We start from the raw sequence: 21,083 nt of genomic DNA on the forward strand, positions 1-21,083 counted from the left end.
GACCCATTCAGGCCGGCCCTCGATACCGCTCGTGCCACCGGTTGTCCGGTGCGAGCGGTGGCGTCTGGTGAGTGTAGATGGAGCCGGTAGAAGCTGCGGTCACGAACCTGTCATTACTCACTGATAACGTCCTGGCGCTTTTGAGTGTCCGTGTAATGTCCGGCGATCAAATTCCAAATGCAAAAAACCCGCCTTTGAGCGGGTTTTTGGCTTTTCAGAAACTAATGTCTACAACCACGAACTCAATGGGATTTTTTCGAGGTCGACAGCCCGGCTTTACTCAAGCCTTTGGTGTTGTGATCACCTGGCGTCGAGGCCGAAATAGCGCTGGCCTTGGCGACGCCACGGGTATCGGAGTGGGCGAGGCCTGAGGTCGTGGTGCCATGACCGTTATCGTCATTGCGCTCACTGCCGTAGTGGTTCCCGCTCAGGCCACGGTCGCGCACGGATTTGCCAGCATGGTCGCTGTCCAGCCCGTTGCCGCGACCGTTACTGCCGGAGTGGCCCGTACCGGCGTGTCCGCCACCCATACCGCCGCCGTGGCCTCCACCGTTTCCGCCGCCGTTACCACCGCCACCACCGCCGCCGTTTCCGCCACCGCCACCACCGCCGTCCTTCGCGTATGCGGAACCCATGATCGACAGGCCATCAGGGAGCAGCGGGGCGGCTGCAAGCATCATGGCGCATGACATTACAGCAACGAGACTCTTGTTTTTTAAAAGCATGATGGCTTCCATAGGTGGTTGATATCGCGTGACGTATGACGCGATATCCCTCCAACAGTTCAAATACCACGACAAATGGCTGAAGCACCTTGAAACAGCGGGAAGACTACCTTCCACACTTTAATCAAACGCACCGTCGAGAATTTCATAGACAAGCCCGGTGGCCAGCGCAACCAGGATCAGGTCCGTGCCGACTTGCTGCCATTCGTAGCCATCATAGTGGGGCAGCCTGCCGGCCAGTCGGCCATCCAGTTTTTTCGCAATGCCGGGTGGAAGCGGCTTGCCTCGGGCGAGGTTCTTTTGAATACCCGGTGGCAAATCAGGCCCGGGGCTCCAGTAGCCCGTATTCACGCCAATGATCTCGAGCACGCTGCCACGGTTGATGCTCGGGCCATTGCTCCAGTCCCCGCCGCCGGAGTCCTTGTTCTTGTTGCCATGACCGCCCTGGTTTCCCTGGCCCTTGTTGCCTTGGTTGCCTTGGTTGCCATGGGTGACCTTCCCGCTACCCTGGCCATTACCGGGATCGGCCAGCGCCGTCACCGAGCCGCAGACCAGAGTCAAACAGGTAACAGCTGCAATCAATGATCGAGTCCTGAACATGATTCATTCCTTCGCGATGGGAAATATTCCCTGAAATTTAGACGTTATAGACGAAGTTGGTTCCGTCGAGTCACCGAATGCTGAACCGTCTACGCTCATCCGATCCAAGTCTTGCTCCATGTCCGACAATACGCCGTTTTAACCTGGGCGTTTGCCGAAGGCCAGGGCATCCCCGTCGATGGCGTCACGATGCACGTGCGCGTCGGCGGCAAGGGTCCGGTGGTGGTGCTTTTGCATGGCTTTGGCCACGCTTGATACGTCGCAGATACTTCAATGCGTGGCGCTGTTTCCCGATTGTTACCTCAGCATCGCAGTTGTCACTTCTGCGCCGCCGAACGGGCCAATACAGTATGGCCATCGGTGTGGAACAGGGTCGTCGACTTGTCGGCCCGCGCTGGCACCGATCCCCCCATCACGGAAGAGGTGAATCATGAGTTTCGTCAAAGTGGAAAAAAACCAGAGCAGTGCCCCGTCGGATGCCGACATGAAAAAAGCCATGATCGAGTCGGGCGGCGAGCCGGGCGAGGTCACCGGGACCAATGCCGCCCGCACCCTGACCTACACCGGCGTGGTCAATCACACGGTGTACGAGAACAAGCTGATCGAGATCGCGAGAGGCAAACGCACCAGCTGGAACTTTGTCTGGGCCGATGCCCGGGCCGCCTGAGGTCAAGGCGGGGCGGCCGATCGGCTACCCCGCTGACTCAGCCCCTGATACATCCCCGATACCCGCTTGTAACACCAAGACACTTAGCCGCCCTGCCCCTCGCCCCTAGAGTGAACAGTCAATGGAATGCAGCGCCAAGCGCCAGCAGCCCATTGTTTGCCCAACACACCACCAAGGAAGAGGGAAACCATGAGCAAATCAATCGCTGTCAGCCAACAGAGCCAGCAGCTTCACAATGATGTGCAAGAAGCCGTCAAGTCGATCATGGGTGCAACGCAACTGAAGGCGGCAGATTACGGCCGGGTACTGAGGTCGGCCCTGGCGGCTTCGCAAAAAACCGTCACCATCGAAATCGCCGCCGGCGACCTGACGCTGCTGAAGAAGTCCGGCTACAAGCTGTGCTTTGCCAAGAAAGTGGGTGACGCCGACTACAACGTGGTCTGGCAGTCCTATGACGCTTACCTGAGCAACAACGAGTTCAGCTGGACGCCGCAGTATCAGCTGTTCGCCTCCAACGTGTTCAAGGAAAACGTGCAAGTCAAAGTCTCGACCAACATCGTCAACATTGGCCTGGGGCAAACCTCGACACTTGATGAAAGCGGCCTGCTGAGCCCGGCGGTAACCGGTGGCCCGGACATTTCCCTGACTTTCGTGAACAACTACGCGCCGATTCATCCAGGGGTCAACCAGTTGTCCACCGGCATTGATGGCAATCAGGTCAGTACGCCAATCTACGTGGCCGTAAACCAGGTCGTCACCGGCAATACCGTGCTGACGCCGGTGGAAACCATCCTCGTGTGGTTTGAACAGAACGTACAGACCAGCACCATGTTCAGTACCTCACGCTCCAAGGCGATCGAAATCGATTTGACGTTCGATAACACCGCAGGTCGCCTTTACGAAGGCGGTCAGTGGAAAACCGTGTAACCGTCATACCGGGGCAACCTTGCGGTTGCCCTTTCACGCCTCTTTGCCCGTCGTGGCGAAGTAACCCGTCAGCGAGCGGCAGATCGACTGCGCGAGGTCCTCCTGGGTGGCGATGCCATAGGGCCGATCACGATCGAACTGCGCCGACCAGCGAATCCGCCCCTGCGCCACATCCACCAGGCGCAATGACGCTCGCACCCGCGAAGGCTCGACCCGTACGCTGCCCTCCAGGCAATAGCTGTAACGCCCGCCTCGCTTGAGGTCCGGTACCGGCTCGCTGTTGCGTGCCACCCGCATCAACACATGATTGGTCCCGGTCTGCGACTGTTCGAACGACTCGAACAGTCGGCAGCTCAACTCCTCGCACAAGCCCCGGGTAAAGTCATCGCCATCGCGGGTGAGGCAGGTAAACGGCTGGATCTGGACCACAGGATGGCGCATGCCGACTCCTTTGGGCCGCAGCCGCTGATAGGTCAAGCGATAACACCCAGGTGGAATGCACAAACGCACCGGGTCCTGCTGGCCGTTACCGGCGTAATGCGCTGCGAGCTTGCGTCGCAAGCGCCCCACCTGCACTCGCACCACCGGATCGTCGCCCGTGCAATACACTGCCGGGTCACGACGAAACACCGCGATGCCAATGGCGTGTTCGGTCAGCGGCGTATTGCAAGCCTGAAGGTCGTGTTCGACCAGAAAGCGCAACAGGCTGCCCATGCGTCTGGACTTGGCAAACAACGGGCTGGCCAGCAACAGCGCCAGCACCCGCTCGATTTCTTCCCGATCGAGCGGCTCGGGAACCCCCGCCGCAGTCGAATCGGCCATGCATTTGATCACCATCGCCTGCCTCCGTGCAGGTTGCCGACAGGAATGGATGTCGCAATCCGTGATAACCCTTGCAGCGTGAGCAGGAACGGGGCTCGGGCGCTGCAACGACCAAGCGTAGCAGCCGTGTCGGTATCGGCAGGCAATTGCGATGGTAGCAACCCGCCATCCGACGAACGTTCAATCTTGACGCCTGAAAAATTTGTAGGGCTTGTCCCTTTGTGGCGAGGGTGCTTGTCGGATCGCCGCACCGTCCCGTTGGGCTGCGAAGCGGCCCCTCTCCCCTGCGACCCATTTCCTCAGACACACCGCAGTGCCCGGTTTTACGGCGGCAGAGCCGCCGAACGCCTCAACGCCGTCCTGCAACACCTCAACCTCATGGCCTGCACCAGCCTCCCCGACTACGCCGAAAACGACATCAACACCGTCACCAACATTTCGCGAATTCTGCTGCAGGATGTGCGGGATGTGTTTGGGGTGATCGAGCAGCGGGGGTTTGAGGTGTCCAAGGCGCAATAAGCAAATTCCAGTCGTAAAAAACCCGCATTAATGCGGGTTTTTAATGTCTGATCCTGGTGGATTCTGTTTGGAAGAACCGATTGTTCGGCCTGACAAAGCGTCACCGGGACAGACCCTATTAGAAATTCGCCGGCGTGTTGGCACTGATGATTTCCGCCTCATCCGCCCCGATATTGCGAAACTTGTGAGGCAACGTCGTCGGGAAGTAATAGCCATCCCCGGCGTTGAGCACACTCACCTGGCCATCCACGGTCAACTCCACGGTACCCCGTGTCACCAACCCGCACTCCTCACCTTCGGAATGCACGATCGGCTCTTCCCCGGAACTGGCGCCCGGTGCGTATTGCTCGCGCAGCAGGCGCATCTGCCGGCTCGGCACGGACGCGCCGATCAGCAGCAGGCGCAGGCCATTGCGGCCGAGGTCGGGCTGTTCGTTGGCGCGAAAGACGTATTGGTGTTCGCGCGGTGGCTGATCGAAGGTGAAGAAGTCGGCCAGGGACATGGGGATGCCCTCCAGCAATTTCTTCAGGGAGCTGACGGAAGGACTGACCCGATTCTGTTCGATCAGGGAGATGGTTGCATTGGTGACGCCGCTACGCCGGGCCAGCTCGCGCTGGGACATTTTGTAGCTTTCGCGTACTAGTTTGAGTCGTGAGCCCGTGTCCATGACAGCCTTATGTGCCAACCTGTAGGAGCGAGCTTGCTCGCGATTGCGATTTTAGCCTCAACATCGATGTTGATTGAACTGGCGCTATCGCGAGCAAGCTCGCTCCTACGGGGATAATGGATGGGTGGAGAGCAGGCGCGGATCACGCCGTTTTCCGGTCCCGGAAACGTGAAAGGCGGCTATTAAATCACGTTTGTTCGTAATGCTCAGCAGGTTCGATAAACGGCAGTACATGTAGGAGCGAGCTTGCTCGCGAAAAATTCAATGGCGCCGAGATGAATCAGGTTTCCCGCGTGATCATTGACCTCCTTCGCGAGCAAGCTCGCTCCTACAGGGGTCTTCGGTGTTGCCTGGATAAAAAACCGGCGGCCAGCTTTTGGGAGGCAGCCGCCGGCGAGGTAAAGCCTAGATGCCGAAACGGTCGCGCAGCGAGTAGTACACGGCGCCGAGGGCGGTCAATGGCGCCGAGAAGGTGCGCCCGCCGATCATCGGCATGTGCGGCAAGGAGGCAAACGCGTCGAAACGCTCGGCGTCGCCACGGATCATTTCCGAGATCAGTTTGCCGGCCAGGTGCGAGCAGGTAACGCCGTGACCGCTGTAGCCCTGCATGTAATAGGCGTTTTTCTCGATACGACCGAATTGCGGCATGCGCGACATGGTCAGCAGGAAGTTGCCGGTCCAGCGGTAGTCGATCCTCACGTCCTTCAATTGCGGGAAGGTCTTGAGAATCTTCGGACGGATCAGTTGTTCGATGTCGTCCGGCTCGCGCGCACCGTAGACCACGCCACCGCCGTACAGCAGGCGGTTGTCGGCGGTCAGGCGGTAGTAGTCGAGCAGGTAGTTGCAGTCTTCGACGCAGTAGTTGTTCTTGATCAGGCTGCGGGCCTGCTTTTCCGACAAAGGCTCGGTGACGACGATCTGCGAACCGCACGGCATGCTCTTGCTGGTCACGCGGTTGTCCAGGCCCTGCGGCAGGTAGGCGTTACCGGCGATCAGCAAGTACTTGGCCTTCACCACGCCTTTGGCAGTGCGCACGGTGATGGGCTCGCCGTAGGTGATTTCCACCGCCGCCGATTGTTCGTAGATCTTGCCGCCCAGACCGATGATGGCCGAAGCCTCACCGAGGGCCAGGTTCAGTGGGTGAATGTGGCCGCCCTGCATGTCCAGCAGGCCACCGACGTAGGCGTCGGAGCCGACTTCGCGCTTGATGTCGGCCGCGTCGAGCATTTTCAGGTTCTTGTTGCCGTAGCGTTCCCAACTCTTCTTCTGCTCGGCCAGGCCCTTGAGTTGCTTCTTGTTCATCGCCGCGAAGATACCGCCGGGACGGTAGTCGCACTGGATGTCGTAGTGCTGTATGCGCTGACGAATGATGTCGGCGCCTTCGAAAATCATGCTGCCGAGGACTTCGGCGGTCTTGTCGCCGTAACGCTCTTCGATGACATCGACGTCGCGACTGTAGGAGTTGACCAGTTGCCCGCCGTTGCGACCGCTGGCGCCGAAGCCGACCTTGGCTGCTTCCAGCACGGTCACGCTGTAGCCCGCTTCGGCGAGGAACAGGGCCGAGGACAGGCCGGTGTAGCCGGCGCCGATCACGCAGACGTCGCAGTCCACCGCCCCTTCCAGCACCGGGAAATCGCCGGTGAAGTTGCGGGTGGCGGCGTAGTAGCTGTTTACATGCTGTTGGTTAAAAGAGTCTTGTTTCATACAGTTCTCCGATGGCCGCCGACAGAGTCGGCGACCGTCGCTTTATTGTTATCAGAGCTTGATCCAGGTCGCCTTGAGTTCGGTGTACTTGTCGAACGCGTGCAGCGATTTGTCCCGACCGTTACCCGACTGCTTGAACCCGCCGAACGGGGCGGTCATGTCGCCGCCGTCGTACTGGTTGACCCAGACGCTGCCGGCACGCAGGCCACGGGCGAAGGTGTGGGCCTTGCTCAGGTTGCTGGTCCAGACGCCGGCGGCCAGGCCGAAGATGCTGTCGTTGGCAATCGCCAGGGCTTCATCGAAGGTGTCGAAGGTGATGACCGACAGCACCGGGCCGAAGATTTCTTCCCGGGCGATGGTCATGGCGTTGGTCACGCCGTCGAAAATCGCCGGTTCCAGGTACAGGCCACCGGTGTCCTCGAGGGTGCGGCTGCCGCCGGCGATCAGTTGACCGCCCTGCTGCTTGCCGACTTCGATGTAGCGCAATACGTTTTCCAGCTGACGCTGATCGACCACTGCGCCGACGGTGGTCGCTGGATCCAGCGCGTGGCCTGGTTTCCAGGCTTGCAGGGCTTCCACCAGCAATGGAACGAACTGCTCGCGAATCGAACGCTCCACCAGCAGGCGCGAACCGGCGGTGCAGACTTCGCCCTGGTTGAAAGCAATGGCACCGGCCGCGGCTTTTGCGGCGACGCGCAGATCGGGCGCGTCGGCGAACACCACGTTGGCGCTCTTGCCACCGGCTTCGGCCCAAACGCGTTTCATGTTGCTCTGCCCGGCGTAGACCATCAGCTGCTTGGCAATCGCCGTGGAGCCGGTGAAGGCCAGCACGTCGACGTCCATGTGCAGCGCCAGCGCCTTGCCGACGGTGTGGCCGTAGCCCGGCAGGACGTTGAACACGCCTTTCGGGATGCCGGCGTCCAGCGCCAACTCGGCGATGCGGATCGCCGTCAGCGGGGATTTTTCCGAAGGCTTGAGGATGAACGAGTTGCCCATCGCCAGGGCCGGGGCGAACTTCCAGCTGGCCATGATCAGCGGGAAGTTCCACGGTACGATGGCCGCGACCACGCCGACGGCTTCGCGGGTGACCAGCCCCAGTTGATCGTGGGGCGTGGCGGCGACTTCGTCGTAGACCTTGTCGATGGCTTCGGCAGTCCAGCGGATCGCGTTGGCGGTCGCCGGAATGTCGATGCTCATCGAATCGCTGATCGGCTTGCCCATGTCGAGGGTTTCGAGCAGGGCCAGTTCTTCCTGGTTCGCCAGGATCAGATCAGCGAAGCGGATCAGGATGCGCTTGCGCTCGGCCGGGGCCAGGTTGGCCCACACACCGGATTCGAAGGTACGGCGCGCGACGGCGACGGCGGCGTTGGCGTCGGCTTCGTCGGTGCTGGCGACATTCGCCAGGAAACGACCGTCCACGGGGCTTGTGCATTCGAACGTGGCGCCGCTGGCGGCCGCGCAGTATTGGCCGTCAATGAATGCGCGACCTTCGATAGAGAGGGACTGGAAGCGTTGCTCCCAGTCGCTGCGAGTGTTTGTCATGGTTGTGACTCGACGCAGGGGAATAGGTGATCGTCGGACCGATGTCCGTCAATTCAAGACTTGAAATGCGATCCCTGTAGGAGCTGCCGAAGGCTGCGATCTTTTGATCTTGAAAACAAAAGTCAAAAGATCGCAGCCTTCGGCAGCTCCTACAGGGGTAGTCACCCGCCATCACGGGTGTGGCGGGTCGCTACCTATCAAACGGTATGCAAGTACCAGTTGTACTCAAGGTCCGAAATGGAGTTCTCGAACTCGGCCAGCTCGCTTTCCTTGCACGCGACGAACACGTCGATGTACAGCGGGTCGATGTACTTGGCCATGACTTCGCTGTCGTCCAGTTCGCGCAGTGCATCGCGCAGGTTGTTCGGCAGGCTCTGCTCGTTTTGCTCGTAGCTGTTGCCTTCCACCGGGGCGCCCGGTTCGATCTGGTTGGTCAGGCCGTGATGAACACCGGCCAGGACCGACGCCATCAACAGGTAAGGGTTGGCATCGGCGCCCGCTACGCGGTGCTCGATGCGCACCGAGTCTGGCGAACCGGTCGGTACACGCACGGCCACGGTACGGTTGTCGATGCCCCAGCTCGGCGAGTTCGGCACGTAGAACTGTGCGCCGAAACGACGGTAGGAGTTTACGTTCGGGCAAAGGAAGGCCATCTGCGCCGGCAGGGTCTCGAGCACACCGCCGATCGCGTGACGCAGTGCGGCGTTCTGCTCGGGATCCTCGCTGGCAAAGATGTTGTTGCCTTCTTTATCGAGAATCGAAATGTGCACGTGCAGACCGTTGCCCGCCTGGCCCGGATACGGCTTGGCCATGAAGGTGGTGTCCATCTCGTGGTCGTAGGCGATGTTCTTCACCAGACGCTTGAGCAGGACGGCGTAGTCGCAGGCCTTGATCGGGTCGGCCACGTGATGCAGGTTGACTTCGAACTGCGCCGGGGCGCTTTCCTTGACGATGGCGTCGGCCGGGATGCCCTGCTCTTTCGCGCCTTCGAGGATGTCTTGCAGGCAGTCGACGTATTCGTCGAGGTCGTCGATCAGGTACACCTGGGTCGAGTGCGGACGCTTGCCGGACACCGGCGAACGTGGCGATTGCGGACGACCGTTCACGTTGTCCTGGTCGATCAGGTAGAACTCCAGTTCGAACGCGGCGCAGATGGTCAGGCCCATGTCGTCGAACTTGCGCACGATATTGGCCAGCACTTCACGCGGGTCGGCGAAGAATGGCTGGCCCTCGAGTTCGTGCATGGTCATCAGCAGTTGCGCAGTCGGGCGCTTCTGCCAAGGCTCGATACTGAGAGTGCCGGGGATCGGGAAACAGATTCGGTCTGAGTCGCCGATGTCCAGGCCAAGACCGGTGCTTTCCACCGTAGAACCGTTGATGTCCAGAGCAAACAGTGACGCCGGCAGGTTAATGCCTTTTTCGTAAACCTTATGAAGACTGGTGCGCTCGATGCGCTTGCCGCGCACCACACCGTTCATATCCGCAATCAGAAGGTCGACGTACAAAACCTCAGGATATTTCTTAAGGAATGCGTTTGCTTCGTTGAGTTGAACGGCACGCAGAGGGACCGACATGATGCACCTATTTTTTAGCTGTTAATTATTATGTTCACTACCCTTTCACGAGCCCAGTCAACCCGAACGACAAAGTGAAGTCAATAGCGAACACCCAGCCTTTAAGCGTTTATTTTCGGGCCTCCCAGAACGACGAGAGTGCCAGATACGCCCTCAAACACGCGTAAACCCTGAAGATTTGGCGCGCGGCGTTTAGAATTTTTTACATGAGAGTTGTTAATTAAAATCAACAAGGCTAAGCTCCGGAAAAGCTCGTTCAAGTGTGAAACTTCGAGGTGATAAAAATGGCACTCAAGCCATTGATCGGCGTTACTGCGTGCGTCAAACAGATTGGCCTGCACCCCTACCACATCAGCGGCGACAAGTACTTGCGTGCTGTCAGCGTTGCGGCGCTGGGGCTGCCTGTCGTTATTCCTTCCTTAGGCGACCTGACCGAAATCGAAGATCTGCTGCCGCAGCTCGACGGTCTGTTGCTGACCGGCTCGCCTTCGAACGTGGAACCCTTCCACTATCAAGGCACCGACAGCGCCCCCGGTACGGATCATGATCCGGCGCGGGATGCCACCACCCTTCCCCTGATCCGCGCCGCTATTGCAGCGGGCGTGCCGGTGCTCGGCATCTGCCGTGGTTTCCAGGAAATGAACGTGGCGTTCGGTGGCAGCCTGCATCAGAAGGTCCATGAGCTCTCGGGTTTCCTCGACCATCGCGAGGCCGACCATCCGGACCTGGCCGTGCAATACGCGCCGGCCCATGGGGTGAATGTGCAGCCCGGTGGCGTGTTCGAAGCGCTGGACCTGCCTGCGGTGTTCCAGGTCAATTCGATTCACAGCCAGGGCATCGACCGCCTCGCGCCCGGCCTGCGCGCCGAAGCCGTCGCGCCCGATGGCCTGATCGAGGCGATCTCGGTCGAACACAGCAAGGCCTTCGCCCTCGGCGTGCAATGGCACCCGGAATGGCAAGTGCTGGATAACCCTCCTTACTTGAGTATTTTCCAGGCGTTCGGCAAAGCCTGCCGGCAACGGGCGGCACTGCGTCACTCGAGCTGACGACCTGATACCCACATTCAACGATTGACTGCCCAACGCGAGCGGGCAGGCGCTTGTGCGTGCCCCGCTAGCGAAAACAACACACTGCGATAACAACAAGTACGACCAGGCAGCCAGGATGGCGGCGCCCAATTAACCCGGGATGGGAAACGCAATTCCCTGTAGGAGCGAGCATGCTCGCGATGGATGTCCGGACACCGCGGGCATTCAGACTGCCAGCGTCATCGTTGGCGACCTTCGCGAGCATGCTCGCTCCTACAGAGACAGCGTCGACCGTAAAGCCCCGGGTTTGCAATCCACTATTAAGCCGGGCCGTGTTGGCCGGGCGACTGAAACCTGTTGGGAGTTTCACATGGCAAACGCCTCCAGCATCTACAGGAAGGCTCTTGAGGGTCACCAGGCACCGAAAAAGGTGTTGGTGAAAGTCGATCGCGTCACCAAGAAATTCGACGAAACCACCGCTGTGGACGACGTATCCCTGGAAATCCACCAGGGTGAAATTTTCGCCCTGCTCGGCGGTTCGGGATCGGGCAAATCCACGTTGCTGCGCATGCTCGCCGGTTTCGAGCGCCCGACCGAAGGCCGGATTCTGCTCGACGGCGTCGACATCACCGACATGCCGCCGTACGAACGACCGATCAACATGATGTTCCAGTCCTACGCGCTGTTCCCGCACATGACGGTGGCGCAGAACATCGCCTTCGGCCTCAAGCAGGACCGTTTGCCAGCGGCCGAAATCGAAGCCCGCGTGCAGGAGATGCTGCGCCTGGTGCACATGACCCAGTACGCCAAGCGCAAGCCACACCAACTGTCCGGCGGCCAGCGTCAGCGCGTGGCCCTGGCCCGCTCCCTGGCCAAGCGGCCGAAACTGCTGCTGCTCGACGAACCGATGGGCGCACTGGACAAGAAGCTGCGCTCGCAGATGCAACTGGAGCTGGTGGAAATCATCGAGCGCGTCGGCGTGACCTGCGTGATGGTGACCCACGACCAGGAAGAGGCCATGACCATGGCCGAGCGCATCGCGATCATGCACCTGGGCTGGATCGCCCAGATCGGCAGCCCGGTCGACATCTATGAAGCACCGGTCAGCCGCATGGTCTGCGAGTTCATCGGCAACGTGAACGCCTTCGACGGCACCGTGGTCGAGGACCTGGAAGGTCACGCGATCATCCACAGCCCGGACCTGGAACAGAAAATCTACGTCGGCCACGGCGTCAGCACCTCGGTGCAGGACAAGTCGATCACCTACGCGATCCGTCCGGAAAAAATGCTGGTCAGCACCGTCAAGCCCGAGCACCGCTACAACTGGTCCAGCGGCAAGGTGCATGACATCGCCTACCTCGGTGGCCACTCGGTGTTCTACGTCGAGCTGCCTGGCGGCAAGATCGTCCAGTCGTTCATGGCCAACGCCGAACGCCGTGGCGCGCGTCCGACCTGGGACGATCAGGTCTACGTGTGGTGGGAAGACGACAGCGGCGTGGTACTGCGCGCATGAAAACCTTCAATCAGCAATTTCTGAGACTGGTCCCCAGCGGGCGCAAGTTCGTCATCGGGATTCCATTCATCTGGCTGTTCCTGTTCTTCATGCTGCCGTTCTTCCTGGTGATGAAAATCAGCTTCTCGGAAGCAGCGCTGGCCATTCCGCCGTACTCGGAGATCTACACCTTCGCCGAGCAAAAATTTCAGCTGCTGTTGAACCTCGGTAACTACAGCCTGCTGACCCAGGACGAACTGTACATCTCGGCGTACCTCGGCTCGTTGAAAGTAGCGTTGCTCAGCACGATGATGTGCCTGGTGATCGGTTTCCCGATGGCCTACGCGATCACCAAGGCCAGCAAGGAAGCGCAAAACGTCCTGCTGCTGTTGATCATGATGCCGACCTGGACCGCGATCCTGATCCGCGTTTACGCGTGGATGGGCATCCTCAGCAACAACGGTTTGCTCAACGCATTCCTGATGTGGACCGGGCTGACCACGGCGCCGATCGAGATCCTCAACACCAACACCGCCGTCTACATCGGGGTCGTTTACGCCTACCTGCCGTTCATGGTGTTGCCGCTGTACGCCAACCTGGTGAAGCACGATGGCAGCCTGCTGGAAGCCGCGTCGGACCTGGGGTCGAGCAATTTCAACAACTTCTGGAAAATCACCGTGCCTTTGGCCAAGAACGGCATCATCGCAGGCTGCATGCTGGTGTTCATTCCGGTGGTCGGTGAGTTCGTGATTCCGGAACTGCTGGGCGGCCCGGAAACCCTGATGATCGGCCGTGTGTTGTGGCAAGAGTTCTTCAACAACCGCGACTGGCCGGTGGCGTCTGCCCTGGCGGTGGTGATGCTGTTGATCCTGATTGTGCCGATCATTCTGTTCAACCGCAGTCAGGCCAAAGAGATGGAGGCACGGGGATGAAACGCTTCGGATTTTCAAAGTTCATGCTGATTTTCGGCCTGTCGTTTATCTACCTGCCGATGCTGATTCTGGTGATCTACTCGTTCAACGCCTCCAAACTGGTGACGGTGTGGGGCGGCTGGTCGATCAAGTGGTACGCCGGTTTGCTGGACAACTCGCAACTGATGGGCTCGGTGGTGCGCTCGCTGGAAATCGCCTGCTACACCGCCATCGCAGCAGTCGCACTAGGGACGTTAGCCGCGTTCGTCCTGACCCGCGTTACGCGTTTCAAGGGCCGCACCCTGTTCGGTGGCCTGGTCACCGCGCCGCTGGTGATGCCTGAGGTGATCACCGGTCTGTCGCTGTTGCTGCTGTTCGTGGCCATGGCGCAGTTGATCGGCTGGCCGCAGGAACGCGGCATCGTCACCATCTGGATCGCCCACACCACGTTCTGCGCGGCCTATGTGGCGGTGGTGGTCTCGGCGCGTTTGCGCGAGCTGGACCTGTCCATCGAAGAGGCGGCCATGGACCTGGGCGCGAAACCGCTCAAGGTGTTCTTCCTGATCACCATCCCGATGATCGCCCCATCGCTGGCAGCGGGCGGCATGATGTCGTTCGCCCTGTCGCTGGATGACCTGGTGCTGGCGAGCTTCGTGTCGGGTCCGGGTTCCACGACCCTGCCGATGGAAGTGTTCTCGGCGGTGCGTCTGGGGGTCAAGCCCGAGATCAACGCCGTGGCCAGCCTGATCCTGTTGGCGGTGTCGATCGTGACCTTCATGGTCTGGTTCTTCAGCCGCCGTGCCGAAGAAAGCCGCAAGCGCGCGATCCAGGAAGCCATGGACCAGACCGCCAGCGAATCCTGGCAGCAGCCTGAAAAGAAAATGCTCGAAGCCACCGCCTAAGGCACTGTGGTTTGCTCTTTGTGGCGAGGGGGCTTGCCCCCGTTCGGCTGCGCAGCAGCCGTAAAACCAGTACGTTCGGTGTAACTGAAACACCGAGGATTCCGGTTTTGGGGCCGCTTCGCGACCCAACGGGGGCAAGCCCCCTCGCCACAAAAGCTCGCTCGTCACAGGTTTTGTGTTTTGTATAAAAAGAATGGAGTTGTACAGATGAAAATGTTTGGCAGGACTCTGCTGACACTGTCCTTATTGGGCGCAATCGCCACGGTTGCCCAGGCCAATGACAAGGTTCTGCGCGTCTACAACTGGTCGGATTACATTGGCCCGGACACCGTCAGGAAGTTCGAAGACGAGACCGGCATCCAGGTGACCTACGATGTGTTCGACAGTAACGAAACCCTTGAGGCACGCCTGCTGGCGGGTAAATCCGGCTACGACATCGTCGTGCCGTCCAACAGTTTCCTGGCCAAGCAGATCAAGGCCGGCGTCTATCAGGAACTGGACAAGTCGAAGCTGGCGAACTGGAAAAACCTCAACCCGGTGCTGCTGAAGAACGCCTCGGCGAGCGATCCCGATAACGCCCACGCCATCCCGTACATGTGGGGCTCGATCGGCATCGGCTTCAACCCGCAAAAGGTCAAGGAAGTGCTCGGCGCCAACGCTCCAACCAACTCCTGGGACCTGCTGTTCAAACCGGAAAACGCCGAGAAGCTCAAAGCCTGCGGCATCAGCTTCCTCGATTCACCGACTGAAATGATCCCGACCGCCCTGCACTACCTGGGCTACCCGGTGAACGATCAGGACAAACAGCACATCGCCCAAGCCCAGGCGCTGTTCATGAAGATTCGCCCGAACGTGGCGTACTTCCATTCGTCGAAATACATCTCGGACCTGGCCAACGGCAACATCTGCGTGGCCGTCGGTTACTCAGGCGACGTGCTGCAGGCCAAGGCCCGCGCCCAGGAAGCCGGGAACAAGGTGAAGATCGACTACAGCATTCCGAAAGAAGGCGCCGCCAGTTTCTACGACATGCTCGCCATCCCCCGCGATGCCGCCAACGTCGAGAACGCTTACCTGTTCATGAACTTCCTGATGCGCCCCGACGTGATCGCCGACATCACCAACAACATCGGCTACAGCAACGCCAACGCTGCGGCCACGCCGTTGGTGGATGAAGCGATCCGCAACGATCCGGGCTCCTACCCGCCGGAAGCGGTAATGGCCACGCTCTATGCCGTGCCGGACCAGCCGATTGCCATCCAGCGGATCATGACCCGTGGCTGGACAAAGGTGAAGCTCGGCCAGTAATCCACCTGCTTTTGGTAGGAGCTGCCGCAGGCTGCGATCTTTTGATTTTGAGAGTTCGAGCCCAAGCAAGATCAAAAGATCGCAGCCTGCGGCAGCTCCTACAGGGTGATGTGTTCGATCAAGTGCGATGTTCAACCCTTTCCGTTCACGCAGCGCCTTACCACCGCTGCCGCTCCTGCAGTAGAACGGCCTCACCTGGCTCCCTCGGTTCAGGTGAAGTTTGGCGCCCTCGGGCGCCTTTTTTATTGGGGATCGATCAACGGCCATTCGGCCAGCGCCCGATAACGGCCCTTGTGGGATTCGAACAGGGTGAATCGGTCGGCACGCAGGAAGAATTGCGGTGCGGTTGTGGACTCCGGCACCGGCGCCCGATACTGCCGTGCCAGGGTCAGGTGCGGACGATATTCCCTGGGTGCCTCCTCCAGCCCGAACGGCAACATCGCCTGCTCCAGGGCATACACCAGGCGCAGCAATGCCGGGGGCGCCTGCTGCGGCGCGAGCACCAGCGCCCCTGCCCTGCGCCACACGTCCAGCCGATCCAGCACCACCGTCAAGCGCTCGCCCGGTGTACGGATGGACGCCGCAGCGGTGCAGAGCTCGGCGATCTGCGCCACACCCACCGCCCCCAAAAACTTCAGCGTCAGGTGAAAGTTTTCCGCCGGCACCGGCCGTCCGTTGCGCAGTTGCAGCGCACCGCGCCACTGGGCGATATCCCGGCGCAGGGCCGGGGCGCAGTTCAGTGCAAAGAACAGGCGTTTGAACGGCTCGCGGGATTCGTCGTTCATGCCGGACACCTCCTGGATAAGACTGCCTGAGTGTACTCAACACTCGCATTCCGGCCAGCGCATTTCTGGCGCCGTGCGGCAGGCGCGTTATAGTTCCAGGGGGCGTTCTCAATTAGTTTTCCCGCCGCGTTGTCGCCTTAAAGCGGGCCAGGCAAGGCGCAGGCCGCTGGGAATGGTTGTTCCCTTTCCAAGGCCTGCAACGCAGCCTGGCCCGCTTTAAGGCACAACCCGAAGGGCCGGGCCTGCTGTTGTGCAGGGCTGCGTTGCTCGAAGCTTATTTGGAATGACCAAACCACGCTTCTCGCGCCTTGCCCTGCACAACAGCAGACCCGGCGCGGCGTGAAAACTAATTGAGAACGCCCCCTACCATCCCGAAATACCGGAGGGGGCCATGCGACAGATCATCAGCAAGGAACCATGGTGGGCCAGACCGCCCGAGCCCGGCCAGGATGAACTCAAGCTGGAATGGGGCTGGCTGGTGCATTACAGCGAAGGTGAGCCGCGCTTCGAGTTCATCCGCGAGCGGCCGACGGACGACGAGATCCGCCAGCGCAAGAGTTGCAGGATCACCCCGACGCCGGAGTGATCCCGCGTGCAGCGTCAGGCCTGGAGGAGCACTTCGAACCCGCCGTAGACCATGCGCTGGCCATCGAAGGGCATTGGATTGACGTCCGGTTTCATGCGCGGGTCCTGCATCATCCTGCCCATTCCGGCATTGCGGGTGGCCTTGTCAGGCCAGATGATCCAGCCAAAGGCAACGGTTTCGCCTTCCTTGAGCTTAACCGACATTGGAAACGAGGTGACCTTGCCTTCCGGGACATCCTCGCCCCAGCATTCGACCACGCTCAAGGCACCGTTTTCCTTGAAGACCAAGGCGGCGACTTTGGCGTGCATGATGTATTGCTCACGGTTAGCGGTGGGTACGGCAGCGATAAAACCATCGACGTAAGACATGCGTTTTTCTCCTTGGGTCATGGGGTGTGCTGCAGGTTAGTCGGTTGCGCTGGCGTCCGATCGACAGTGCCGGCGCTCAAACCGACCGGCGGTTGAGTGCGGTCCGCCAGGCTTCCTTCGATCTGCGCCGCCATGTAAAGCGTGCCGGCCATGACCCCGCTGGTCGGGTCCTGCACCAGTTTGAGCCAGGCCTTGTCGAAGGTATTGCCCAGGCTACGGCGGATCAGCGCCTCGCTATCGGGCCGGTCAAAGGCCTGGATGAATGCGCGAATGCCCGCCACCCCTAGCGTGATCAAGCCACCGGCCAGTTTCCCGGTCGCTGCGGCCACGGCGCTGGCGGCCCCGCGCGGGGCCATCTCGGCTTCCATCCGCCGGCTGGCGCGCCTGGCCACCGGTGCCATCGCGGTGTCGGTCGAGCCCACCCCCTTGTCGCCACCGGCCTTATGGACTTTGTCGATCAGCGCGGCGAAGGCCGGCAAGGCGTTCAGCGGTTCGGTGTGCATGACCTGGTACAACGAGGCGTCCCTTGTCGGCGGAGGCCCAAGGGCGATGGCCGGGACTTTCTGGATGCGCCCGTTGAGCTGGGCCATCGGCACGCCGTGGCGGTCGGAGATTTTCTGCAGCTCTTCCTTGAGGATGTCGACATAGAACGCCGCTGCCAGGCCGAGAATCGCATCGGGATCGATTTCCACGGCCGCCGGGGCCAGGACCTTCTCCTGATAGGCTTCGAGCAGGTACGCCGCCAGGCGTTTTTCCACGGCGTCCTGCTCACCCTTGGCGCTGAGGGTGTACCAGCTGACCTTCATCGACAGCCATTCCTGGGTCCAGTAACTGCTGAACCACGGAATGAAATTCTGTTCGGTCAATTCATAGACCCGTGTGCGCCAGTAATCCATGGCGCCGCGGGCGTAGATTTTGCTCTGCTCGGTGGCCGCCTGCGACGCGGCGACGATCTCCCGGTCCACTTCTTGCCAGGTGCTGGCAGGAACGATGACCGGCGCCACTTCCACCGGCGCGCGCACAGGCGTGGCACACCCCGCCAACACCACCAGCACGGCAATGATCAGCGAACGCAGGTTCAAGATGGCGGCTTCCTGGAGTTGGCACCGGGCGAAATGCCCGACACGCGAAACTTTCGGTTTAAGTATAGGTGGCGATGTCCCGGAGCCCGCGAAAGGGCCTGCATCAACAGCGAAAAAAACCGCCATCACTTGCATCGATAATCACCATCGCCGCGATTACCTTCCGCTTAATGGCCGTCAGCGTAGGATCAATCCCAAGCCAACACGAAACCCCGAATCGGAGGGGGACATCATGCTGATCCATCTGCTGACCTGCCTGGCTCTGACGGCTTTCACTTTGAGCGTATTTTCCTGGTACGTCCTGAGCGAGGAGCAAACATCATGATTCACGTCGTCACCCTCGCCGTGCGTTTTCCGGTGTTCGGCAACAATTTCTACGCGCAGAAATACGAGTCGCGTAAAGAGTTGACTCTGCTGTTCGACGAGAAGTTCGAGGCGTTACTGATCCCGGCAGCCGATCATCACTTCAGCAACGAAGTGGTCGGGCTCAATGATCAGTTCCGTTTTTTGAATGATGTGCTGGTCGGGCATCTGCTGGATGTCGAGCTGGCAAAAGGCTCGGCCCGTTCGTTCGGGTTCTGACAGCGACCGCCGGTCGCCTGGTCTCACAACGTTCGCTGGCTATTGCCAATTCCCTTGGCAATATCGATCCCCCAATCCATCGCCGCTTCCATGTCCAGCATGTGCGGCCGTGGGTCGTGGTTTTCATCGATGGCCGAGCCGTCCGGCCGATAGACACCGATGAACATGCCCAACGAACCGTCCTTCAATATCTCGGCCTTGACCCTGATGTTGCATCCGTTCGATAGCGTTTCCTTGTGCTCCATATGGCGCTCGGTCATGACTAGACTCCTCCCCTGACTGAATTCAAACCCTACTGGCCATGCTAGCTCAGCCCTCGGAACTGCGCCGACTCGCTGGACCGGAGGCCTGCCCTGACAGCGGCGCAATGCCACCTATACTGAAGTCCACCTCCCCTCAGGGGATCTGCACGTTCAACAATAAAAAGCAGAGGTGGAACATGGTCTGGCAGCAAGTCTACGATCCGTTCGGTAACCCGGTGCTTTCAACACTCATGGCGGCTGTGCCGGTGGTGGTGATGCTGGCGTCCCTCGCGTTTTTCCATGTCAAGGCGCACCTGGCGGCATTGCTCGCCCTGGTTTCGGCCTTGCTGATCGCGATTTTCGCCTTCGGCATGCCCGCGAACATGGCAGGTACCGCGGCGCTGTTCGGTGCAGCCAACGGTCTGCTGCCGATTGGCTGGATTGTGTTGAACATCATCTTCCTGCACCGCCTGACCACCGAGAACGGCTCGTTCAAGGTGTTGCAAGACTCCCTGGCGCGCATCACCGATGACCGACGCCTGCAATTACTCCTGATCGCTTTCTGCTTCGGTGCATTTTTCGAAGGCGCGGCCGGTTTCGGTACGCCGGTGGCGGTGACCGGGGCGATTCTGATCGGGCTGGGGTTTTCGCCACTCGCCGCCTCGGGGCTGGCGCTGATCGCCAATACCGCCCCCGTGGCGTTCGGCGCCCTCGGCACGCCGATCATCACCCTGGCCAAGGTGACCGGGCTGGACGAAATGGAGCTGTCGATGATGGTCGGCCGGCAGTTGCCATTCTTTTCGGTGCTGGTGCCGTTCTGGCTGATCTGGGCCTTTGCCGGCTGGCGCAAGATGCTGGAAGTCTGGCCGGCGATTCTGGTGGCCGGGGTCAGTTTTGCCGTGCCGCAGTTCCTGGTGTCCAACTATCACGGGCCGATGCTGGTGGACGTGATCGCCGCACTGATTTCCATGGCCTGCCTGGCCGGTTTCCTCAAGGTCTGGAAACCGGCCACGGTGCACACCTCCGCGGCGCTGTCCGGCCGGGTCGACAACTCGAAGATCGACGCCGAGCACGACGAAAAGCCTGTACCGACTGCAACCTTCGCCAATGAGGCAAAACCGGCGGTGATGCGCGCATGGATGCCGTGGATCATCCTCACGGTCTTCGTGTTCATCTGGGGTACGCAAGGATTCAAGAACACCTTCGACACCCGCCCGGCGATTGACCCGCAAACCAGCTCAGCCAAGCTCGACCCTCAGGGCAAACCGCTGCGCGAGGCCAACCCGGTGTTCGCGCCGGTCCTGATCTTCACCACCCTGCACTTGCAGGTCGAGAAAGTCCCACCCGTGGTGCCCGCGCCGAAAACCGAAGAGGCGGTGTACAAGTTCACCTGGTTCACCGCCACCGGCAGCGGCATTCTGCTGGCGGCGATTGTCGGCGGCTTGCTGATGGGGTACTCGATCCCGCAACTGATTCACCAGTACCTGCGCACCCTGTGGGTGGTGCGCTACTCGCTGATCACTATTGCGGCGATGCTCGCGTTGGGCTTCCTTACGCGCTACTCGGGCCTGGATGCGACCATGGGCCTGGCCTTCGCCGCGACGGGCATCTTCTATCCGATGTTCGGCACCCTGCTCGGCTGGCTCGGCGTGGCATTGACCGGTTCGGACACGGCTTCCAACGTGCTGTTCGGCGGCTTGCAACGGGTGACCTCCGAGCAGTTGGGCATGAGCCCGGTGTTGATGGCCGCCGCCAACAGCTCCGGCGGGGTCATGGGCAAGATGGTCGATGCCCAGTCGATCGTGGTCGCCTCCACCGCCACCCGCTGGTACGGCCATGAAGGGGAAATCCTGCGCTACGTATTCTTCCATTCGATTGTGCTGGCGATTCTGGTCGGTGGGCTGGTGACATTGCAGGCCTATGTCGCACCGTTCAGCCATATGGTGGTGGGCGGGCATTGAGTCTGCGCGCCCTGTTCACCACGCTTGCAACGCCCGGGCTCCATCGCCCGGGCGTTGGCATTTTCTGCGCACATTTATTCAATGAATGCCCG

The 21,083-nt window shown here is 60.4% G+C and carries 24 protein-coding genes; 13 read left to right on the forward strand and 11 right to left on the reverse strand.

Annotated elements, in window-relative coordinates; genetic code table 11:
* Positions 1–242: 242 nt before the first annotated feature.
* Positions 243–725 carry a hypothetical protein gene (locus tag KW849_RS25265; RefSeq protein WP_218431816.1) on the reverse strand — a complete coding sequence of 161 codons (483 nt, stop codon included), beginning with the start codon at positions 723–725 and terminating at the stop codon, positions 243–245.
* Between the two features lie 120 nt (positions 726–845).
* Entirely contained in the window at positions 846–1,325 is a 480-nt protein-coding gene (locus tag KW849_RS25270; RefSeq protein WP_218431817.1) for an anti-virulence regulator CigR family protein, read from the reverse strand.
* A 111-nt stretch (positions 1,326–1,436) separates the two neighbouring features.
* Between KW849_RS25270 and KW849_RS25275 the strand changes: the two genes are divergently transcribed.
* The 3 genes from KW849_RS25275 (at position 1,437) to KW849_RS25285 (ending at position 2,919) form a co-directional block, all read left to right on the forward strand.
* Positions 1,437–1,580 carry a hypothetical protein gene (locus KW849_RS25275; protein WP_218432132.1) on the forward strand — a complete coding sequence of 48 codons (144 nt, stop codon included), beginning with the start codon at positions 1,437–1,439 and terminating at the stop codon, positions 1,578–1,580.
* 175 nt (positions 1,581–1,755) lie between these two features.
* The gene (locus KW849_RS25280) at positions 1,756–1,992 is read left to right on the forward strand and encodes a hypothetical protein (RefSeq protein WP_218431819.1); all 237 of its coding nucleotides are present in this window, start codon (positions 1,756–1,758) and stop codon (positions 1,990–1,992) included.
* A gap of 189 nt (positions 1,993–2,181) precedes the next feature.
* Positions 2,182–2,919 carry a hypothetical protein gene (locus KW849_RS25285; RefSeq protein ID WP_218431821.1) on the forward strand — a complete coding sequence of 246 codons (738 nt, stop codon included), beginning with the start codon at positions 2,182–2,184 and terminating at the stop codon, positions 2,917–2,919.
* A gap of 33 nt (positions 2,920–2,952) precedes the next feature.
* Here KW849_RS25285 and KW849_RS25290 read toward each other — a convergent pair whose 3' ends face one another.
* Positions 2,953–3,756 carry a hypothetical protein gene (locus KW849_RS25290; RefSeq protein ID WP_218431823.1) on the reverse strand — a complete coding sequence of 268 codons (804 nt, stop codon included), beginning with the start codon at positions 3,754–3,756 and terminating at the stop codon, positions 2,953–2,955.
* Between the two features lie 219 nt (positions 3,757–3,975).
* Between KW849_RS25290 and KW849_RS31500 the strand changes: the two genes are divergently transcribed.
* Positions 3,976–4,260, forward strand: a complete 285-nt coding sequence (locus KW849_RS31500) for a fructose-bisphosphate aldolase (protein ID WP_256357371.1) — start codon at positions 3,976–3,978, stop codon at positions 4,258–4,260.
* A gap of 118 nt (positions 4,261–4,378) precedes the next feature.
* Here KW849_RS31500 and KW849_RS25300 read toward each other — a convergent pair whose 3' ends face one another.
* The 4 genes from KW849_RS25300 to KW849_RS25315 all read right to left on the reverse strand — a co-directional run bounded on the left by KW849_RS25300 (position 4,379) and on the right by KW849_RS25315 (position 9,747).
* Entirely contained in the window at positions 4,379–4,927 is a 549-nt protein-coding gene (locus KW849_RS25300) for a cupin domain-containing protein (RefSeq protein WP_218431825.1), read from the reverse strand.
* Between the two features lie 405 nt (positions 4,928–5,332).
* The gene (locus KW849_RS25305; protein ID WP_218431827.1) at positions 5,333–6,631 is read right to left on the reverse strand and encodes an FAD-binding oxidoreductase; all 1,299 of its coding nucleotides are present in this window, start codon (positions 6,629–6,631) and stop codon (positions 5,333–5,335) included.
* Between the two features lie 51 nt (positions 6,632–6,682).
* Positions 6,683–8,173 (reverse strand): aldehyde dehydrogenase, encoded by a 1,491-nt coding sequence (locus KW849_RS25310; RefSeq protein ID WP_218431829.1) that lies wholly within the window; start codon positions 8,171–8,173, stop codon positions 6,683–6,685.
* A 197-nt stretch (positions 8,174–8,370) separates the two neighbouring features.
* A complete protein-coding gene (locus KW849_RS25315; RefSeq protein WP_218431831.1) occupies positions 8,371–9,747 on the reverse strand; it encodes a glutamine synthetase family protein in 1,377 nt (458 codons plus the stop codon).
* 284 nt (positions 9,748–10,031) lie between these two features.
* Here KW849_RS25315 and KW849_RS25320 point away from each other — a divergent pair, with 284 nt between their 5' ends.
* The 5 genes from KW849_RS25320 (at position 10,032) to KW849_RS25340 (ending at position 15,385) form a co-directional block, all read left to right on the forward strand.
* The gene (locus KW849_RS25320; RefSeq protein ID WP_218431833.1) at positions 10,032–10,793 is read left to right on the forward strand and encodes a gamma-glutamyl-gamma-aminobutyrate hydrolase family protein; all 762 of its coding nucleotides are present in this window, start codon (positions 10,032–10,034) and stop codon (positions 10,791–10,793) included.
* A gap of 352 nt (positions 10,794–11,145) precedes the next feature.
* Positions 11,146–12,288, forward strand: a complete 1,143-nt coding sequence (potA, locus tag KW849_RS25325) for a polyamine ABC transporter ATP-binding protein (RefSeq protein ID WP_218431835.1) — start codon at positions 11,146–11,148, stop codon at positions 12,286–12,288.
* Entirely contained in the window at positions 12,285–13,199 is a 915-nt protein-coding gene (locus KW849_RS25330) for an ABC transporter permease subunit (RefSeq protein WP_218431837.1), read from the forward strand. The genes potA and KW849_RS25330 overlap by 4 nt, the downstream gene beginning before the upstream one ends.
* Entirely contained in the window at positions 13,196–14,080 is an 885-nt protein-coding gene (locus tag KW849_RS25335; protein WP_218431839.1) for an ABC transporter permease subunit, read from the forward strand. Before KW849_RS25330 ends, KW849_RS25335 begins: the two co-directional genes overlap by 4 nt.
* A gap of 207 nt (positions 14,081–14,287) precedes the next feature.
* Positions 14,288–15,385, forward strand: coding sequence for a polyamine ABC transporter substrate-binding protein (locus KW849_RS25340; RefSeq protein WP_218431840.1), 1,098 nt, complete (start codon positions 14,288–14,290; stop codon positions 15,383–15,385).
* 242 nt (positions 15,386–15,627) lie between these two features.
* Here KW849_RS25340 and thpR read toward each other — a convergent pair whose 3' ends face one another.
* Entirely contained in the window at positions 15,628–16,170 is a 543-nt protein-coding gene (gene thpR / locus KW849_RS25345) for an RNA 2',3'-cyclic phosphodiesterase (protein ID WP_218431841.1), read from the reverse strand.
* A gap of 391 nt (positions 16,171–16,561) precedes the next feature.
* Here thpR and KW849_RS25350 point away from each other — a divergent pair, with 391 nt between their 5' ends.
* Positions 16,562–16,756, forward strand: a complete 195-nt coding sequence (locus tag KW849_RS25350) for a hypothetical protein (RefSeq protein ID WP_056727280.1) — start codon at positions 16,562–16,564, stop codon at positions 16,754–16,756.
* 14 nt (positions 16,757–16,770) lie between these two features.
* Here KW849_RS25350 and KW849_RS25355 read toward each other — a convergent pair whose 3' ends face one another.
* Together KW849_RS25355 and KW849_RS25360 are read right to left on the reverse strand one after the other, a co-directional pair.
* Positions 16,771–17,124, reverse strand: coding sequence for a DUF1428 domain-containing protein (locus KW849_RS25355; protein WP_108216019.1), 354 nt, complete (start codon positions 17,122–17,124; stop codon positions 16,771–16,773).
* 17 nt (positions 17,125–17,141) lie between these two features.
* Entirely contained in the window at positions 17,142–18,206 is a 1,065-nt protein-coding gene (locus tag KW849_RS25360) for a hypothetical protein (RefSeq protein WP_218431842.1), read from the reverse strand.
* Between KW849_RS25360 and KW849_RS25365 the strand changes: the two genes are divergently transcribed.
* Positions 18,184–18,531, forward strand: coding sequence for a hypothetical protein (locus tag KW849_RS25365; protein ID WP_218432133.1), 348 nt, complete (start codon positions 18,184–18,186; stop codon positions 18,529–18,531). The two genes, KW849_RS25360 and KW849_RS25365, sit on opposite strands and share 23 nt — an antisense overlap.
* Entirely contained in the window at positions 18,528–18,788 is a 261-nt protein-coding gene (locus KW849_RS25370) for a hypothetical protein (RefSeq protein ID WP_218431843.1), read from the forward strand. Before KW849_RS25365 ends, KW849_RS25370 begins: the two co-directional genes overlap by 4 nt.
* A 23-nt stretch (positions 18,789–18,811) precedes the next feature.
* Here KW849_RS25370 and KW849_RS25375 read toward each other — a convergent pair whose 3' ends face one another.
* A complete protein-coding gene (locus tag KW849_RS25375; protein WP_218431844.1) occupies positions 18,812–19,048 on the reverse strand; it encodes a hypothetical protein in 237 nt (78 codons plus the stop codon).
* A gap of 179 nt (positions 19,049–19,227) precedes the next feature.
* On the opposite strand from KW849_RS25375, the gene KW849_RS25380 reads away from it, so the two are divergent.
* Complete coding sequence (locus KW849_RS25380) at positions 19,228–20,991, forward strand: L-lactate permease (protein WP_218431845.1); 1,764 nt, start codon at positions 19,228–19,230, stop codon at positions 20,989–20,991.
* Positions 20,992–21,083: the final 92 nt, after the last annotated feature.

This window comes from Pseudomonas sp. PDM26 (assembly GCF_019219185.1).
GTDB lineage: Bacteria > Pseudomonadota > Gammaproteobacteria > Pseudomonadales > Pseudomonadaceae > Aquipseudomonas.

Bases quoted from the DNA above. Each gene is read 5' to 3' on its own strand.
- KW849_RS25265 (WP_218431816.1), bottom strand. From the start codon at position 725: ATGCTTTTAAAAAACAAGAGTCTCGTTGCTGTAATGTCATGCGCCATG.
- KW849_RS25270 (WP_218431817.1), bottom strand. From the start codon at position 1,325: ATGTTCAGGACTCGATCATTGATTGCAGCTGTTACCTGTTTGACTCTG.
- KW849_RS25280 (WP_218431819.1), top strand. From the start codon at position 1,756: ATGAGTTTCGTCAAAGTGGAAAAAAACCAGAGCAGTGCCCCGTCGGAT.
- KW849_RS25285 (WP_218431821.1), top strand. From the start codon at position 2,182: ATGAGCAAATCAATCGCTGTCAGCCAACAGAGCCAGCAGCTTCACAAT.
- KW849_RS25290 (WP_218431823.1), bottom strand. From the start codon at position 3,756: ATGGTGATCAAATGCATGGCCGATTCGACTGCGGCGGGGGTTCCCGAG.
- KW849_RS25300 (WP_218431825.1), bottom strand. From the start codon at position 4,927: ATGGACACGGGCTCACGACTCAAACTAGTACGCGAAAGCTACAAAATG.
- KW849_RS25305 (WP_218431827.1), bottom strand. From the start codon at position 6,631: ATGAAACAAGACTCTTTTAACCAACAGCATGTAAACAGCTACTACGCC.
- KW849_RS25310 (WP_218431829.1), bottom strand. From the start codon at position 8,173: ATGACAAACACTCGCAGCGACTGGGAGCAACGCTTCCAGTCCCTCTCT.
- KW849_RS25315 (WP_218431831.1), bottom strand. From the start codon at position 9,747: ATGTCGGTCCCTCTGCGTGCCGTTCAACTCAACGAAGCAAACGCATTC.
- KW849_RS25320 (WP_218431833.1), top strand. From the start codon at position 10,032: ATGGCACTCAAGCCATTGATCGGCGTTACTGCGTGCGTCAAACAGATT.
- potA (WP_218431835.1), top strand. From the start codon at position 11,146: ATGGCAAACGCCTCCAGCATCTACAGGAAGGCTCTTGAGGGTCACCAG.
- KW849_RS25330 (WP_218431837.1), top strand. From the start codon at position 12,285: ATGAAAACCTTCAATCAGCAATTTCTGAGACTGGTCCCCAGCGGGCGC.
- KW849_RS25335 (WP_218431839.1), top strand. From the start codon at position 13,196: ATGAAACGCTTCGGATTTTCAAAGTTCATGCTGATTTTCGGCCTGTCG.
- KW849_RS25340 (WP_218431840.1), top strand. From the start codon at position 14,288: ATGAAAATGTTTGGCAGGACTCTGCTGACACTGTCCTTATTGGGCGCA.
- thpR (WP_218431841.1), bottom strand. From the start codon at position 16,170: ATGAACGACGAATCCCGCGAGCCGTTCAAACGCCTGTTCTTTGCACTG.
- KW849_RS25350 (WP_056727280.1), top strand. From the start codon at position 16,562: ATGCGACAGATCATCAGCAAGGAACCATGGTGGGCCAGACCGCCCGAG.
- KW849_RS25355 (WP_108216019.1), bottom strand. From the start codon at position 17,124: ATGTCTTACGTCGATGGTTTTATCGCTGCCGTACCCACCGCTAACCGT.
- KW849_RS25365 (WP_218432133.1), top strand. From the start codon at position 18,184: ATGATCAGCGAACGCAGGTTCAAGATGGCGGCTTCCTGGAGTTGGCAC.
- KW849_RS25370 (WP_218431843.1), top strand. From the start codon at position 18,528: ATGATTCACGTCGTCACCCTCGCCGTGCGTTTTCCGGTGTTCGGCAAC.
- KW849_RS25375 (WP_218431844.1), bottom strand. From the start codon at position 19,048: ATGACCGAGCGCCATATGGAGCACAAGGAAACGCTATCGAACGGATGC.
- KW849_RS25380 (WP_218431845.1), top strand. From the start codon at position 19,228: ATGGTCTGGCAGCAAGTCTACGATCCGTTCGGTAACCCGGTGCTTTCA.